Origin of the sequence: Rhodococcus sp. B10, from assembly GCF_011770055.1 — a bacterium.
Classification (GTDB): Bacteria; Actinomycetota; Actinomycetes; order Mycobacteriales; family Mycobacteriaceae; genus Rhodococcoides; species Rhodococcoides kyotonensis_B.
Map to the genome: position 1 here is coordinate 84,962 of NZ_JAAFYV010000010.1, position 13,783 is coordinate 98,744.

General features: G+C 64.4%; 11 protein-coding genes. 6 read left to right on the forward strand and 5 right to left on the reverse strand.

Annotated elements, in window-relative coordinates; translation table 11 throughout:
• Genes nuoL through nuoN form a run of 3 tightly spaced genes read left to right on the forward strand, consistent with a single transcriptional unit; the run spans nucleotide 1 to nucleotide 5,059 of the window.
• Nucleotides 1–1,953, forward strand: coding sequence for an NADH-quinone oxidoreductase subunit L (gene nuoL, locus RhoFasB10_RS09040; protein ID WP_068428791.1), 1,953 nt, complete (start codon nucleotides 1–3; stop codon nucleotides 1,951–1,953).
• Nucleotides 1,947–3,485, forward strand: coding sequence for an NADH-quinone oxidoreductase subunit M (locus RhoFasB10_RS09045; protein ID WP_167676117.1), 1,539 nt, complete (start codon nucleotides 1,947–1,949; stop codon nucleotides 3,483–3,485). Before nuoL ends, RhoFasB10_RS09045 begins: the two co-directional genes overlap by 7 nt.
• The gene (nuoN, locus tag RhoFasB10_RS09050; RefSeq protein ID WP_068428784.1) at nucleotides 3,485–5,059 is read left to right on the forward strand and encodes an NADH-quinone oxidoreductase subunit NuoN; all 1,575 of its coding nucleotides are present in this window, start codon (nucleotides 3,485–3,487) and stop codon (nucleotides 5,057–5,059) included. Before RhoFasB10_RS09045 ends, nuoN begins: the two co-directional genes overlap by 1 nt.
• Nucleotide 5,060: 1 nt before the next feature.
• On the opposite strand, the gene RhoFasB10_RS09055 is transcribed toward nuoN, so the two are convergent.
• Nucleotides 5,061–5,417, reverse strand: a complete 357-nt coding sequence (locus RhoFasB10_RS09055) for a universal stress protein (protein ID WP_068428781.1) — start codon at nucleotides 5,415–5,417, stop codon at nucleotides 5,061–5,063.
• Between the two features lie 28 nt (nucleotides 5,418–5,445).
• Complete coding sequence (locus RhoFasB10_RS09060) at nucleotides 5,446–6,861, reverse strand: sugar porter family MFS transporter (protein WP_068428780.1); 1,416 nt, start codon at nucleotides 6,859–6,861, stop codon at nucleotides 5,446–5,448.
• A 412-nt stretch (nucleotides 6,862–7,273) separates the two neighbouring features.
• Here RhoFasB10_RS09060 and RhoFasB10_RS09065 point away from each other — a divergent pair, with 412 nt between their 5' ends.
• The 3 genes from RhoFasB10_RS09065 to RhoFasB10_RS09075 all read left to right on the forward strand — a co-directional run bounded on the left by RhoFasB10_RS09065 (nucleotide 7,274) and on the right by RhoFasB10_RS09075 (nucleotide 9,447).
• Complete coding sequence (locus RhoFasB10_RS09065; RefSeq protein WP_167676118.1) at nucleotides 7,274–8,383, forward strand: GGDEF domain-containing protein; 1,110 nt, start codon at nucleotides 7,274–7,276, stop codon at nucleotides 8,381–8,383.
• A 7-nt stretch (nucleotides 8,384–8,390) separates the two neighbouring features.
• Complete coding sequence (locus RhoFasB10_RS09070) at nucleotides 8,391–8,561, forward strand: hypothetical protein (protein ID WP_167676120.1); 171 nt, start codon at nucleotides 8,391–8,393, stop codon at nucleotides 8,559–8,561.
• Nucleotides 8,562–8,706: 145 nt separating this feature from the next.
• Nucleotides 8,707–9,447 (forward strand): polyprenol monophosphomannose synthase, encoded by a 741-nt coding sequence (locus tag RhoFasB10_RS09075; RefSeq protein ID WP_068428776.1) that lies wholly within the window; start codon nucleotides 8,707–8,709, stop codon nucleotides 9,445–9,447.
• A 73-nt stretch (nucleotides 9,448–9,520) separates the two neighbouring features.
• Here RhoFasB10_RS09075 and RhoFasB10_RS09080 read toward each other — a convergent pair whose 3' ends face one another.
• The 3 genes from RhoFasB10_RS09080 to rpsO form a co-directional block, all read right to left on the reverse strand.
• Complete coding sequence (locus tag RhoFasB10_RS09080) at nucleotides 9,521–10,807, reverse strand: pitrilysin family protein (protein ID WP_068429185.1); 1,287 nt, start codon at nucleotides 10,805–10,807, stop codon at nucleotides 9,521–9,523.
• 61 nt (nucleotides 10,808–10,868) lie between these two features.
• Entirely contained in the window at nucleotides 10,869–13,133 is a 2,265-nt protein-coding gene (locus RhoFasB10_RS09085) for a polyribonucleotide nucleotidyltransferase (RefSeq protein WP_068428775.1), read from the reverse strand.
• A 333-nt stretch (nucleotides 13,134–13,466) separates the two neighbouring features.
• On the reverse strand, nucleotides 13,467–13,736 hold the full coding sequence (rpsO, locus tag RhoFasB10_RS09090) for a 30S ribosomal protein S15 (RefSeq protein WP_068428774.1): 270 nt from the start codon (nucleotides 13,734–13,736) through the stop codon (nucleotides 13,467–13,469).
• Between the last annotated feature and the right edge of the window lie 47 nt (nucleotides 13,737–13,783).

Genomic DNA, 13,783 nt, shown 5'->3' on the forward strand with positions numbered 1-13,783 from the left:
ATGACCGCCATCTGGATTCTCCCCGCGTTGCCGTTGCTGGGAGCGGTCGTTCTGTTGCTGCTCGGCCGGCGGACGGATCGTTTCGGTCATCTGGTCGGCACGGTGATGTCGTCGGCGGCATTCGTGTATGCGCTCGTACTGTTCGCCGACATGCTCGGCAAGCCCGCCGACGAGCGGGCAGTGTCCGAGACGTTGTTCAGCTGGATTCCTGTCGCGGACCTGCAGGTGGACTTCGGATTCCGACTCGATCAGCTGTCGATGTGCTTCGTGCTGCTCATCACCGGAGTGGGTTCGCTCATCCACGTCTACGCGATCGGCTACATGGCCGACGATCCCGATCGCCGACGGTTCTTCGCCTATCTCAACCTGTTTCTGGCGGCGATGCTGCTGCTCGTCACCGCTGACAACTTCCTCGGCCTGTACGTGGGCTGGGAAGGCGTCGGACTTGCGTCGTACCTGTTGATCGGCTTCTGGCAGTACAAGCCGTCGGCGGCGACGGCGGCCAAGAAGGCGTTCGTCGTCAACCGGGTCGGCGACATCGGACTGATGGTCGCGCTGATGATCATGTTCGCGACGTACGGCAGCGTCTCGTTCGACGACGTCTTCGCTGGTGTCGACGACACGAGTTCCGGGACGCTGACCGCGCTCGGACTCGTCCTGCTTCTGGCCGCATGCGGCAAGTCCGCGCAGGTGCCGTTGCAGTCGTGGCTCGGCGACGCCATGGAAGGACCGACGCCGGTGTCGGCCTTGATCCATGCCGCCACGATGGTGACGGCCGGGGTCTACCTGATCGTCCGAGCCGGACCCGTCTTCGAGTCCGCGCCGGCCGCTCAGGCCGCCGTCGTGGCGGTCGGAGCCGTGACGCTGCTGTTCGGCGCCGTCATCGGTTGCGCGAAGGACGACATCAAGAAGGCTCTCGCGGCGTCGACGATGAGCCAGATCGGGTACATGGTGCTCGCGGCGGGGCTCGGTCCCGCCGGCTACACGTTCGCGATCATGCTGTTGCTGACGCACGGCTTCTTCAAGGCAGGTCTTTTCCTCGGCGCGGGTTCGGTCATGCACGGCATGAACGACGAGGTGGACATGCGCAAATACGGTGCTCTGCGCACGGCGATGCCCATCACGTTCGTCACGTTCGGCCTCGGATATCTCGCCATCATCGGCGTCCCGCCGTTCTCCGGCTTCTTCGCCAAGGACAAGATCATCGAGACCGCCTTCGGCGCCGGCGGCGTGCAGGGCGTCGTCCTCGGTGTCGCCACCTTGGTCGGCGCGGGCCTCACCGCGTTCTACATGACGCGGGTGATGCTCATGACGTTCTTCGGCGACGCTCGGTGGGACGGCGGGAGTGGAGCCGGCAGGAACGACCCAGTTGAGGACGGGAGTGGAGCCGGCAGGAACGACCAAGTTGGGGAAGGCTCACACCCACACGAGTCGCCGTCGGTGATGACGGCACCGATGATCGTCCTCGCTGTCGGATCCGTCGCTGCGGGAGCGCTACTGACCGTCGGAGGTTCGCTGTCGAACTGGCTCGTTCCCGTCGTCGGCGAGGCCGAGGAAGCACACATGCTGCCCGCGTGGGTCGTGACGGTCCTCGCGCTGGGCGTCGTGGCGGTGGGAATCGCCGTGGCGTACATGCGTTATGCGCGGTCGGCGGTTCCGTCGGTCGCTCCCGAGCCCGTCTCGGCGTTGACGACGGCGGCGCGACGCGACCTCTACGGTGACGCCGTCAACGAAGCGCTCCTGATGCGTCCCGGCCAGGAATTGACCCGCGCCGCAGCACGATTCGACGAGGCTGCGATAGCGGGAGTCACACGCGGGGTGTCCGGGGGCGTGTCGAGTCTGTCGACGCGGATCAGGCAGGTTCAGTCCGGCTACGTCCGGTCGTATGCGCTGACGATGTTGGCGGGCACGGCGGTCGTTCTCGCGATGATGGTGGCGGTGATGGTGTGGTGACCTCGTTTCCGTGGCTGACGACGCTGTGGGCTCTGCCGCTTCTCGGCGCGATCGCGGTGGTCGTCGTGCCGCGCACTCGCCCCGACGCGGCCAAGATCGTCGCGCTCGTGGCGTCCGTGCTGACGCTTGCCGTCGCCGTCGCGCTGGTGGTGCAGTTCCAACCCGGCGGTGACGACTTCCAGTTCGTCGAATCACACTGGTGGATCGAGTCTTTCGGTGCGCGATACGAACTGGGTGTCGACGGGATCGCGCTCGTTCTCGTGCTGCTCACGACGGTCCTGTTGCCGCTGCTGCTGCTTGCCGGCTGGCACGATCCCCGGGGCGGTCGGTCGGCGCACACGTACGTCGCGTCGATGTTGCTCGTCGAGTCCATGGTGTTGATGTCGTTCTGCGCGCTCGACGTACTGCTCTTCTACGTCCTTTTCGAAGCGATGCTGATTCCGATGTACTTCCTCATCGGCGGCTTCGGTGGGCCGGGACGCGCAGCGGCGGCGGTGAAGTTCTTGCTCTACAACCTCGCAGGCGGACTCGTCATGCTGGCCGCGGTCGTCGGGCTGTACGTCGTCACAGCACGGTCCGACGCGTTCGAGGCGGGCACGTTCGGCTTCCGCGAGATCGCAGCCGCCGCGTCGGCAGGCGAACTGGGTGTCAGCTCGACCGTGCTCAACGCACTCTTCCTCGGGTTCATGTTCGCGTTCGCCGTCAAAGCTCCGCTGTGGCCGTTCCACACGTGGTTGCCCGACGCGGCCGTCGAGTCGACTCCGGCGAGTGCCGTCCTGATGATGGCCGTGGTCGACAAGGTGGGCACGTTCGGCATGCTCCGATACTGCTTACAACTGTTCCCGGACGCGTCGCGGTACTTCGCACCCCTGATCGTGACGCTCGCCGTCATCGGAATCGTGTACGGCGCCGTGCTCGCCATCGCGCAGACCGACGTCATGCGACTCATCGCGTACACGTCGATCTCCCATTTCGGGTTCATCATCCTCGGGATCTTCGCAATGACCGCACAAGGTCAGGCCGGGTCGACCCTGTACATGGTCAACCACGGAATCTCCACGGCTGCACTCTTTCTCGTTGCGGGCTTTCTCGTGTCTCGGCGCGGCACTCGTGTCATCGCGCACTACGGCGGAGTCCAGAAGGTTGCACCGGTCCTCGCGGGCACGTTCCTGATCGCGGGGCTGGCGACACTGTCGCTTCCCGGTCTGGCGCCGTTCGTCAGCGAATTCCTCGTTCTCATCGGGACGTTCGCGCGCTACCACGTGGCAGGCGTCGTCGCGACGGCTGCGCTCGTCCTGTCGGCGATCTACATTCTGTGGCTGTATCAGCGCATCATGACCGGCCCGCGGTCGTCGGCGAACGACGGGATGAAAGACCTCGTTCCGCGTGAACTGCTCGTCGTGACCCCGCTGATCGCGCTCTTGATCGTGCTCGGCGTGTATCCGAAACCGTTGTTGGACATCGTCTCTCCGGCGGTTCAGGCCACCGTCGTCGAGGTCGACGGCGACACGAGCCAGGCTGGAGGCCGGTGATGAACGACGAGCTGCTGACTGCCCCGAGCGTCGAATACAGCCTGCTGGCTCCGATGCTGATCGTGTTCGGGGTGGCGGTTCTCGGAGTGCTCGTCGAGGCGTTCCTACCTCGCGCGGTCCGCTACCGCACCCAGGCATCGCTGGCTCTCGGCGGCACGGTCGCCGCTCTGGTCGCTGTCGTGACGATCGCCGTCACGCACGACTTCGGCGCGGCCGGAACGATCGCGGTGATGGGCTCCGTTGCCGTCGACAAGCCCGCGCTGTTCCTGCAGGGGACGTTGCTCCTCGTGGCCGTGCCGTCGGTACTGCTCGTCGCCGAACGCTCGGTCGAACGAAAACCGGCCGACGCGTTCGCTCCTCAGGCGTCCGCGGTCCCCGGCAGTCTCGCCGAACGACAGGCCGCACAGGCAGGCGCCGCGCAGACCGAGGTGTTCCCCTTGACCATGTTCGCGTTGGGCGGCATGTTGCTGTTCCCGGCGTCGAACGATCTGTTGACGATGTTCGTTGCACTGGAGGTTTTCTCGCTACCGCTGTACCTGTTGTGCAGCCTGGCGCGTCGGCGCCGCCTGCTCTCCCAGGAGGCGGCCATGAAGTACTTCCTACTGGGTGCGTTCTCGTCGGCGTTCTTCCTGTTCGGTGCCGCCTTCCTGTACGGGTACGCGGGCACGGTCGACCTCGGCGGCATCGGTGACGCGCTCGCACTGAACGCGGGAAGCAACGTCTTCGCAGTTCTGGGCACCGCACTCGTCGGCGTCGGCCTGTTGTTCAAAGTCGGTGCCGTGCCGTTTCATTCGTGGATTCCCGACGTCTATCAGGGCGCCCCGACACCGATCACGGCTTTCATGGCTGCGGCAACCAAGATCGCGGCGTTCGGGGCCTTGCTGCGCGTCTTCTACGTCGCGGTGCCGAGTCTGGAGGACGACTGGCGCCCGGCACTGTGGGCGGTCGCGATCGCGACGATGGTCGTGGGCGCGCTGTTCGCGGTGACGCAGAAGGACATCAAACGGATGATTGCCTACTCGTCGATCACACACACCGGTTTCATCCTGACCGGAATCGTGGCGCTGGACGAACAGGGTTCGTCGGCGACGCTGTTCTACCTGTTCGTGTACGGCTTCGGTACGGTCGCTGCGTTCGCGGTGGTCACGACGGTGCGCGACGAATCGGGCGAAGTCGGCGACATCTCGCGATGGGCAGGCATCGGTCGACGGTCCCCTCTGCTTGCCGCAGCGTTCGCTCTGATTTTGTTGTCGTTCGCCGGAATTCCACTCACGAGCGGTTTCGTCGCGAAATTCGCGGTCTTTCAGGCGGCAGCGGGATCGGGCGCCGCACTGCTGGTCGTCGTCGGCGTGCTGAGCAGTGCCGTGGCTGCGGTCTTCTACGTTCGAGTGATCGTGCTGATGTTCTTCGCGGAACCGAAAGAGGGTGACGACGGTGGCATTCCCACCGTCGTCACCCCCGGTTTCGCGACGACTACCGCGATCGGTCTCGGCGTCGCGACGACCGTCGCGATCGGCATCTTCCCGCAGCCGTTGTTGACCCTCGTCGACAACGCGGCGGTCTTCGTGCGATGAGCTAGGGCGCCTTGACGGCGAGCACCGGTACGGGCGAGGTCAGCAGCAGTCGCTGACTCACGCTGCCCAGCAACGCTTTTCCGACGCGACTCCTCTTGCGGATCCCGATGACGATGCGACTGACGTCGGGAAACTCGTCGAGTTCGTCCAGGACGGCTGTGACGGGATCGCGATCTTCACGTCCCACACGCTCGACGACGGTGACCTTGCAGTCTGCGGGCAACACCGTCAGGTCGAGCTTTCCGAGCGTCAGGTTCACCGCGATCAGATCGGTGCTCAGCAGAGCCGCCTCGTCGGCAGCGGCGGACAAAGAGTAAATGCCCTCGGGGCTGTCGGTCACTGCAACCAGAACTGACATGTCACTACCTTTCTCGGTCGTCGAACTTTTACGAGTATTCCCTGCGGAACCGCTCTTCGAGCTCCTCCAGCGAATGGCCGCGTGTCTCGGGCACCTGCGTCACGATGAAGATCAACGCCAGAATGCCGAGTACGACGAAGATGAAGAACGTGGGAGCAATACCGAGTGCACCCACCACTGGCGGGAACAGCAGTGCGACAGCAGCATTGGCGATCCACAGAGCGAAGACACAGACGCCGATGGCGAAGCTGCGAATCTTGAGCGGGAAGATCTCGGCCAGCATGAGCCACACCAGCGGCCCGATCGTGCCCTGCATGCAGAAGACGAACAGAACGACGAACACGAGAATGAAGTACGCCTTGACGGTGCCGTCCGGCAGGAACAGCGCAGACAGACCGACGAGGAGGTGGAACGTCGTCGTCAGTGCGAAACCACCGATGAGCATCTTGCGACGGTCGACCTTGTTCATGAGGTAGAGACCGACAGTGATTCCGAGAACGCTGAAGAGACCGTTGAGGGTATTGGCGATGATCGCTGCACTGGACGAGAACCCTGCATCACCGAGCAGCTGCGTGCCGTAGTACATCACCGAGTTGATGCCGGTGAACTGTTGAAAGACACCGAGTCCGACGCCGATGAAGATCAGACGACGGATCCAGCGGACCGACAGATCGGTGGCACCGCCGGTCTTGGACAGCTTCTCCTCCTCGGCGAGGCGATGCACTTCGGCCATCTCGGCCTCGGCCCGCTCCTCGGACCGCACCTGCTTCAGGACCTCGAGGGCTTCGGCATCACGACCCTGCAGGACCAGCCAACGCGGGCTCTCCGGCATGCGGAGCATTCCGATGAACAGCACGATCGCAGGCGCGACGGCGACCAGCAGCATGAAGCGCCAGACCGATTCGTGTTCGCCCCAGATGTTGAAGATGATCGCGTTGATGACGAAGGCAGCGAACTGGCCGCTGACGATCATGACCTCGTTGCGCGTGACCACGCTACCGCGGCGTTCGACGGGCGAGATCTCGGACAGATAGACGGGCACTGTCGCCGATGCGCCACCGACTGCAAGGCCGAGGATGAAGCGGAAGACGGCGAGGGTCTCCCAGTTCGGCGCCAGTACGCAGCCGAGCGTTCCGACCATGAACACGATCGCAAGCAGCAGAATGTTGTGACGACGTCCGTGTTTGTCGGACAGGCGGCCGCCGACGAGTGCGCCGATCGCCGCACCGAAGATCAAGATACTGACGACGAAGCCCTCGGTGAACGAGGTGAGGTCGAGGTCGTCCTTCAGCGGCTCGAGGGCTCCGTTGATCACGCCGGTGTCGTAACCGAAGAGCAATCCGCCGAAGGTCGCGATGACGGCGATGATGCCTAGCCGATGACTGTGCTTGCCTGCTGTATCCGGTGGCAGAACTGCACCGGCCGATCCGTCACTCTGGGTCATCGATGATCCAATCTGATTCGCATGCGTTCGCCCGACCGAGGCCGCTTCCGAGTGTGTGCCGGAGGTGCTGTTCGATCCAATCGTTCGCGTGCGGGGGGTTCCCTTGTACGTATGTCTTGACATATTCATAGTCCGTTGAGAACTGGATCACAAGCCCCTCGCACAGGCAGCCCGGCCTCTGAATCGATCCGAGCAGGGCGAACCGCTTCTACATTCTTGGAAAAACCCTGACCGCACACGGCCTGTTCTCACGTGATCGCGTCCAATTCGCCGCACATGATTCAGAACCGTCGACGCGCCGGGTTGCTAAAGTCCGACGGCCGTCGAACCCCGGTTTCGAACCGCGCGGTCCGCAGTTCTGATTGAATACCCCTCAACACACGCGGTCGGGGAGTACAGAGGTTCTTTGTCGATGGGTTCGATGCGTCAATGGTGGTCGGAACCATCGGATTACGCGTGGACCGTCGACTACACGCTGTCCCACCCGATCATTCGAGTCACGGGCTACCTCATCGGCGTGTACTGCTGGATGTACGGTCTCGCGTGCACACTCGCCCTGCTGACCCCCTACGCGGCGCACATCGGTCACGCTCGATGGGTCTTGATCGCCATCGCAGCCACGACACTGTTCGTCGGCTACGCGTGGATCAGAGGTGCGTTCCCGTCGTACAACTGGTCGCTCGCGTTCGTGGTGTACGCGGATGTCGGTGTGGCCAGTGTTCTGATCCTCCTCGACGGTCCGACGGCCATCCTGCCGTGCGCGGCTCTGCTCGGGGTCGCCGGTAACTACATTGCTGCGTTTCACAGCGCCAAGGTGTTCGTCGGACATCAAGTGTGGACGATGCTCGTCTGTGCAGTCCTGTACGTCCGTGCTGTATCGGAACCGGATGCGTACTTCGCCCAATACACGGGTTACTTGGTCGTGTTGGTTCTCGTTCTGGTGTCGTCGCCCATCCTGACGCAGTCGCTTCTGGTGTTTCTTCGTCGAGATGCCGCCGTCGCACACTTCGATCCACTGACAGGCCTTCACAACCGCCGAGGGCTGGAGACGGCCGTCGCTCTTTTCACCGATGTTGCCGTCGGCGTTGCAGCAATCGTCGTCGACCTCGACGACTTCAAAGCCGTCAACGATCGCCACGGCCACCGCTACGGCGACGACGTGTTGCGACGTACCGCGCACACCATCGCCACCGTCTTCCCGTTGCCCGCCGTCACCGCACGGACCGGCGGGGAAGAATTCGTCGCCATCGTTGCCGGTCCCCTGTCGACGGCACTCGACGCCGCCGATCGATTGCGTCGCGCGGTCCCGGACTGCAACCCCGCCGGCCTGACCACGACCAGCATCGGCGTTCACTACCGCCCGATTCCAGCCCGTGACACCGCGGCATGCCTGACCGAGATGCTCCACCAGGCCGACTCCGCGATGTACGAAGCGAAGCGGCTCGGAGGCGATTCCGTCGTCGTCGACGGGGTGGACGGCCAGTCGGCCCGATGCCTCGGACTACCCGGCGATGGCTCATGATGGTGCCATGAGTTCGAACAACCTCTTCGGAGGGCCGAGAGGCCTTCTGATCGTGGTCGCTGTGGTCGTCGCGGTCGCGATACTTGCTGCTGTGGCAACACTTGTCGTGCGTCAAATCCTCGGGCCACCGGAGGGGCCATCCCCGTACGAGACCACGACGTCGCAGCACGCGCCATGACCCTGTGTCAGCGGGCGACGACAATGTGACGTGTGCAACATGACGAGCACCCGGGCGACCCTCACGAGCTGGTGAAACGTCGGTCGTTACGACGTAGCACCGTCCGTTATTTGGTTCTCGCTACCCGATCACGGATCATACGAGCGTGACTTTTCCGAACGGCGCCCCGAAGACGACCGTCGTCGTACCCACGTACAACGAACGCGAGAACCTGCCCAAGCTCGTCGGGTTGCTGGCGGATCTCGATCTCGAGAACCTGCACGTTCTGGTGGTGGACGACAACTCGCCCGACGGCACCGGAAAGATCGCCGACGAGCTCGCCGAGACCGGGCCCATTCCGGTGACGGTTCTGCATCGCACCGAGAAGAACGGCCTGGGCCGTGCCTACGTCGCAGGCATGACGCGGGCGCTCGACGACGGCGCGGACATCGTCGTCCAGATGGATGCCGACCTGTCCCACCCGACCGAGGTCATTCCGACGATGGTCGACACGCTGACGACAACCGACGCTGCCGTCGTCCTCGGGTCCCGCTACGTCCCCGGTGGCGCGCTGGCGAGCGATTGGCCGTGGCATCGCAAGGCTCTGTCCGCGTGGGCGAACTTCTACGTCAACGCCATTCTGCGGTTGAAGGTCAAGGACGCGACCGCAGGCTTCAAGGCCTGGCACGCGAAGACGCTCCGCACCATCGACGTCGCATCCGTCGAGAGCAACGGATACGCCTTCCAGGTGGAGATGAACTACCGCACCGTCCGTCACGGACTGAAGATCGCCGAAACGCCGATCCGGTTCGAGGAGCGCAACGACGGTGAGTCGAAGATGAGCCTGTACGTCCAGCTCGAATCGGCGCTGGTGCCGTGGAAGCTACTGTTCGGCCGGAAGAGCTGACCACGGTTCAAGCGGCCTCGATCGACGCGACCGCCCTCGTGGAGGCGACGGTCGCGTCGATGGTCGGCTCGGCTCAACCCACGAGCGATTTGACCGACGCAGGTAGCTGACGAGCACTCTTGAACGGCCCGACGACGGCGGCACCGAAGGGCCGCGTCAGCAGCACCTGGGCGACGTCACGAACCTCGTCCACGGTGACCGCGTCGATACGAGCCAACGTGTGCGACACGTCGCGATGATTGCCGTAGTTGAGTTCGCTGCGGCCGATGCGGTTCATCCGGGAGCCCGAATCCTCCAGTCCCAGAACGAGTCCGCCGCGTAGTGAGCCCTTCGCTCGGGCGCATTCGTCCTCGGTGATTCCCTCGGCCGCCACGTCGGCGAGCACCTCGCGGATCACCGTGGTGACTTCCGCGAGATTCTCGGGCTGGCACCCGGCGTACACCGAGAACGCGCCCGAGTCGGAGAAGGTGTCCACCGACGAGTAGACCGAGTAGGCCAGTCCGCGTTCTTCACGGATCTCCTGGAAGAGCCGAGACGAAAGCCCGCCTCCCACAGCGGCGTTCAACACCGACAACGCCCAGCGGTGACCTTCGTGACGGCCGAAGGCACGGACACCGAGCGACAGGTGCGCCTGCTCGCTGTCGCGCTTCTCGAACCGCAGTTCCGGCCTGCTGCGCAATCGAATCGAACCCTCGCGGCGCGGCGCCGGCTTGACTCCCCTGGCCAGCATGCCGGCGAATGCCCGCCTGACCAACGACACCACGTGCTTGTGGTCGACGTTGCCCGCGACCGCCACGACCATCCGGTCGGGCGTGTAGCGCCGTACGTGGAAGGAACGAATCTGCGCCCGCGTCATGTCCTCGATCGACTCGACGGTGCCGATGACCGGCCGTCCGATCGGGTGGTCGCCGAACATGGCCTCGAGGAACAGATCACCCAGCAGATCTTCGGGATCGTCGTCGCGCATCGAGATCTCCTCGAGTACGACTTGGCGCTCGATGTCGACATCCGCTGTGCGACAACGCCCTCGCAGGACCACGTCGCTGACCAGATCGATCGCGAGAGGAAGGTCGTCGTCGAGCACGTGCGCGTAGAAGCACGTGCTCTCCTTGGAGGTGAACGCATTCAGTTCACCGCCGACGCCGTCCATGACCTGTGCGATGTCGAGGGCGGTACGTGTCGGGGTCGACTTGAAGAGCAGATGCTCCAGGAAGTGCGCGGCCCCGGCGACGCTCGGTTGTTCGTCACGCGAGCCGACGCCGACCCACACTCCGACGGATGCGGAGCGCACGCCGGGCACGAATTCGGTGACGACGCGTAGGCCACCGGGCAGGGTGGTGCGCTGCACGCCCTGCTCGATGTGATCCGAAACGGCCGAACGGTACGTCCCGAGGGAACGTACCGTTCGGCTCTGGTGCTTCTTACTCAGCGCTGGCCTCGGCAGATGCTTCGGCGGGCGCGTCCGCTGCAGGAGCAGCGTTCTCGTCCTCGACGGGGACGAGGCTGATCTTGCCGCGGTTGTCGATGTCGGCGATCTCCACGCGCAGCTTCGAGCCGACGCTGACGACGTCCTCGACCTTGTTGATGCGCTTGCCGCCGCCGAGCTTGGAAATGTGCACCAAGCCGTCGCGTCCGGGCAGGAGCGAGACGAATGCACCGAAAGCCGTTGTCTTGACGACGGTTCCGAGGAAACGCTCGCCGACCTTCGGCAGCTGCGGGTTGGCGATGGCGTTGATCTTGTCGATCGCGGCCTGTGCGGACGGGCCGTCCGCTGCACCGACGTAGACGGTGCCGTCATCTTCGATCGAGATGTTGGCGCCGGTCTCCTCGGTGATGGAGTTGATCATCTTGCCCTTGGGTCCGATGACCTCACCGATCTTGTCGACCGGGACCTTGATCGCGGTGACGCGAGGTGCGTACGGGCTCATCTCGTCGGGCGTGTCGATGGCCTCGGCCATGACCTCGAGAATGGTCGTGCGCGCGTCCTTGGCCTGCGACAGTGCGCCGGCGAGAACCTGCGACGGAATTCCGTCGAGCTTCGTGTCGAGCTGGAGAGCCGTGACGAAGTCCTTGGTGCCCGCGACCTTGAAGTCCATGTCGCCGAAGGCATCCTCGGCGCCGAGGATGTCGGTCAGTGCGACGTAACGGGTTTCGCCGTCGACCTCGTCGGACACCAGACCCATGGCGATACCGGCGACCGGAGCACGCAGCGGCACACCGGCGTTGAGCAGCGACAGCGTCGATGCACACACCGAACCCATCGACGTGGAGCCGTTGGAGCTCAGCGCCTCGGACACCTGGCGGATCGCGTACGGGAAGTCGGCCTGGCTCGGGAGCACCGGCAGGAGCGCACGCTCGGCGAGCGCACCGTGACCGATCTCACGACGCTTCGGCGATCCGACGCGTCCCGTCTCACCGGTGGAGTACGGCGGGAAGTTGTAGTGGTGCATGTACCGCTTGGACGTCTCCGGTCCGAGCGAGTCGACCTGCTGTGCCATCTTGACCATGTCGAGCGTGGTGACGCCGAGGATCTGCGTCTCGCCGCGCTCGAACAGTGCGCTTCCGTGGGTGCGCGGAATGATCGCGACCTCGGCCGACAGGGAACGGATGTCGGTGACACCGCGGCCGTCGATGCGGAAGTGGTCGGTCAGGATGCGCTGGCGGACCGACTTCTTGGTGAGTGCACGGAACGCCGCGCCGATCTCCTTTTCGCGACCTTCGAACTGGTCGGAGACCTGCTCGAGAACCTGAGCCTTGACCTCGTCGAGCTTGCTCTCGCGCTCGGCCTTGCCCGCGATGGTCAGAGCCTGCGACAGCGGGATCTGCGCCGCTGCGGCGACCGCGTCGAACACGTCCGACTGGTACGCCGGGAACAGCGGGAAGTCACCGGTGGGCTTCGACGCCTTGGCAGCGAGTTCCTGCTGCGCGGTGCACAGCGCAGCGATGAACGGCTTCGACGCCTCGAGTCCCTCGGCGACGATGGTCTCGTTCGGCGCGACCGCACCGGCCTCGATCAGGTCGATGACGTTCTCGGTGGCCTCGGCCTCGACCATCATGATGGCGACGTCGGCGTCGGCACCCGAACCGGACACGATGCGGCCCGCGACGACCATGTTGAACACGGCCTTCTCGAGCTGCTCGACGGTCGGGAACGCAACCCACTGGCCGTCGATGAGCGCAACCCGCACGCCACCGATGGGGCCGGAGAACGGCAGGCCGGCGATCTGCGTCGACGCCGAGGCCGCGTTGATCGCGACGACGTCGTACAAGTCGGCGGGGTTGAGGCTCAGGACCGTGATGACGACCTGGATCTCGTTGCGCAGTCCGTCGACGAACGTCGGACGCAGCGGCCGGTCGATGAGGCGGCAGGTCAGGATCGCGTCGGTCGACGGACGACCTTCGCGGCGGAAGAACGATCCGGGAATACGTCCTGCCGCGTACATGCGCTCTTCGACGTCGACCGTCAGCGGGAAGAAGTCGAATCCTTCGCGAGGGCTCTTGCCCGCCGACGTGGCGGACAGAAGCATGGTGTCTTCGTCGAGGTAGGCGGCGACTGCTCCGGAAGCCTGCTGCGCGAGGCGGCCGGTCTCGAAACGGATGCTGCGCTTGCCGTAGGTGCCGTTGTCGATGACGGCGGTTGCTTCGTAGACGCCCTCTTCGACGTCTACGGTGGTGGTTTCTGTCATGTCTTTTCTTCTCGTCCTCTCGTCTTTGCCGTGCCCAGCCTCGTCCGGTCCGTGAAGGAACCCATGTCCTCTTCGCGTGGCCGAATCGTCTGCGAGCGGAGGCGGCCGTCGATCGAAGCCCGTCGGATGGGCGAACCCTCCGACAGGCCACTACCGAAGACCGACACCACGTCGTCGAGGAGCGTGCACGGCGATGTGCGAGCACCCATGTGCCCGCGGGTCTTGCCGGCCCTGCCAACACAGATAGCCAACGAGGAACAGTCTATGCACTGCCTCGTTGGCTACTGCGATATTTCGATGACCGCCCATCGTACGGGCGCGTCGGCGCCGAAACTAGCGACGCAGTCCCAGACGCTCGATGAGCGAACGGTAACGGGTGACGTCCACCTTCGCGACGTACTTCAGAAGACGGCGACGACGACCGACCAGCAGCAGCAAGCCGCGGCGGGAGTGGTGGTCGTGCTTGTGCTTCTTCAGGTGCTCGGTGAGGTCGGTGATGCGCTTGGTGAGCATCGCGACCTGAGCCTCGGGCGAACCGGTGTCGGTCGGGTGCAGGCCGTACTCGCTGAGTACTGCCTTCTTCTCTTCGGTGGTCAATGCCACTGGTACTACTCCATCTCACTGACGTCCGCGTGCAAGGAAGTTCGATC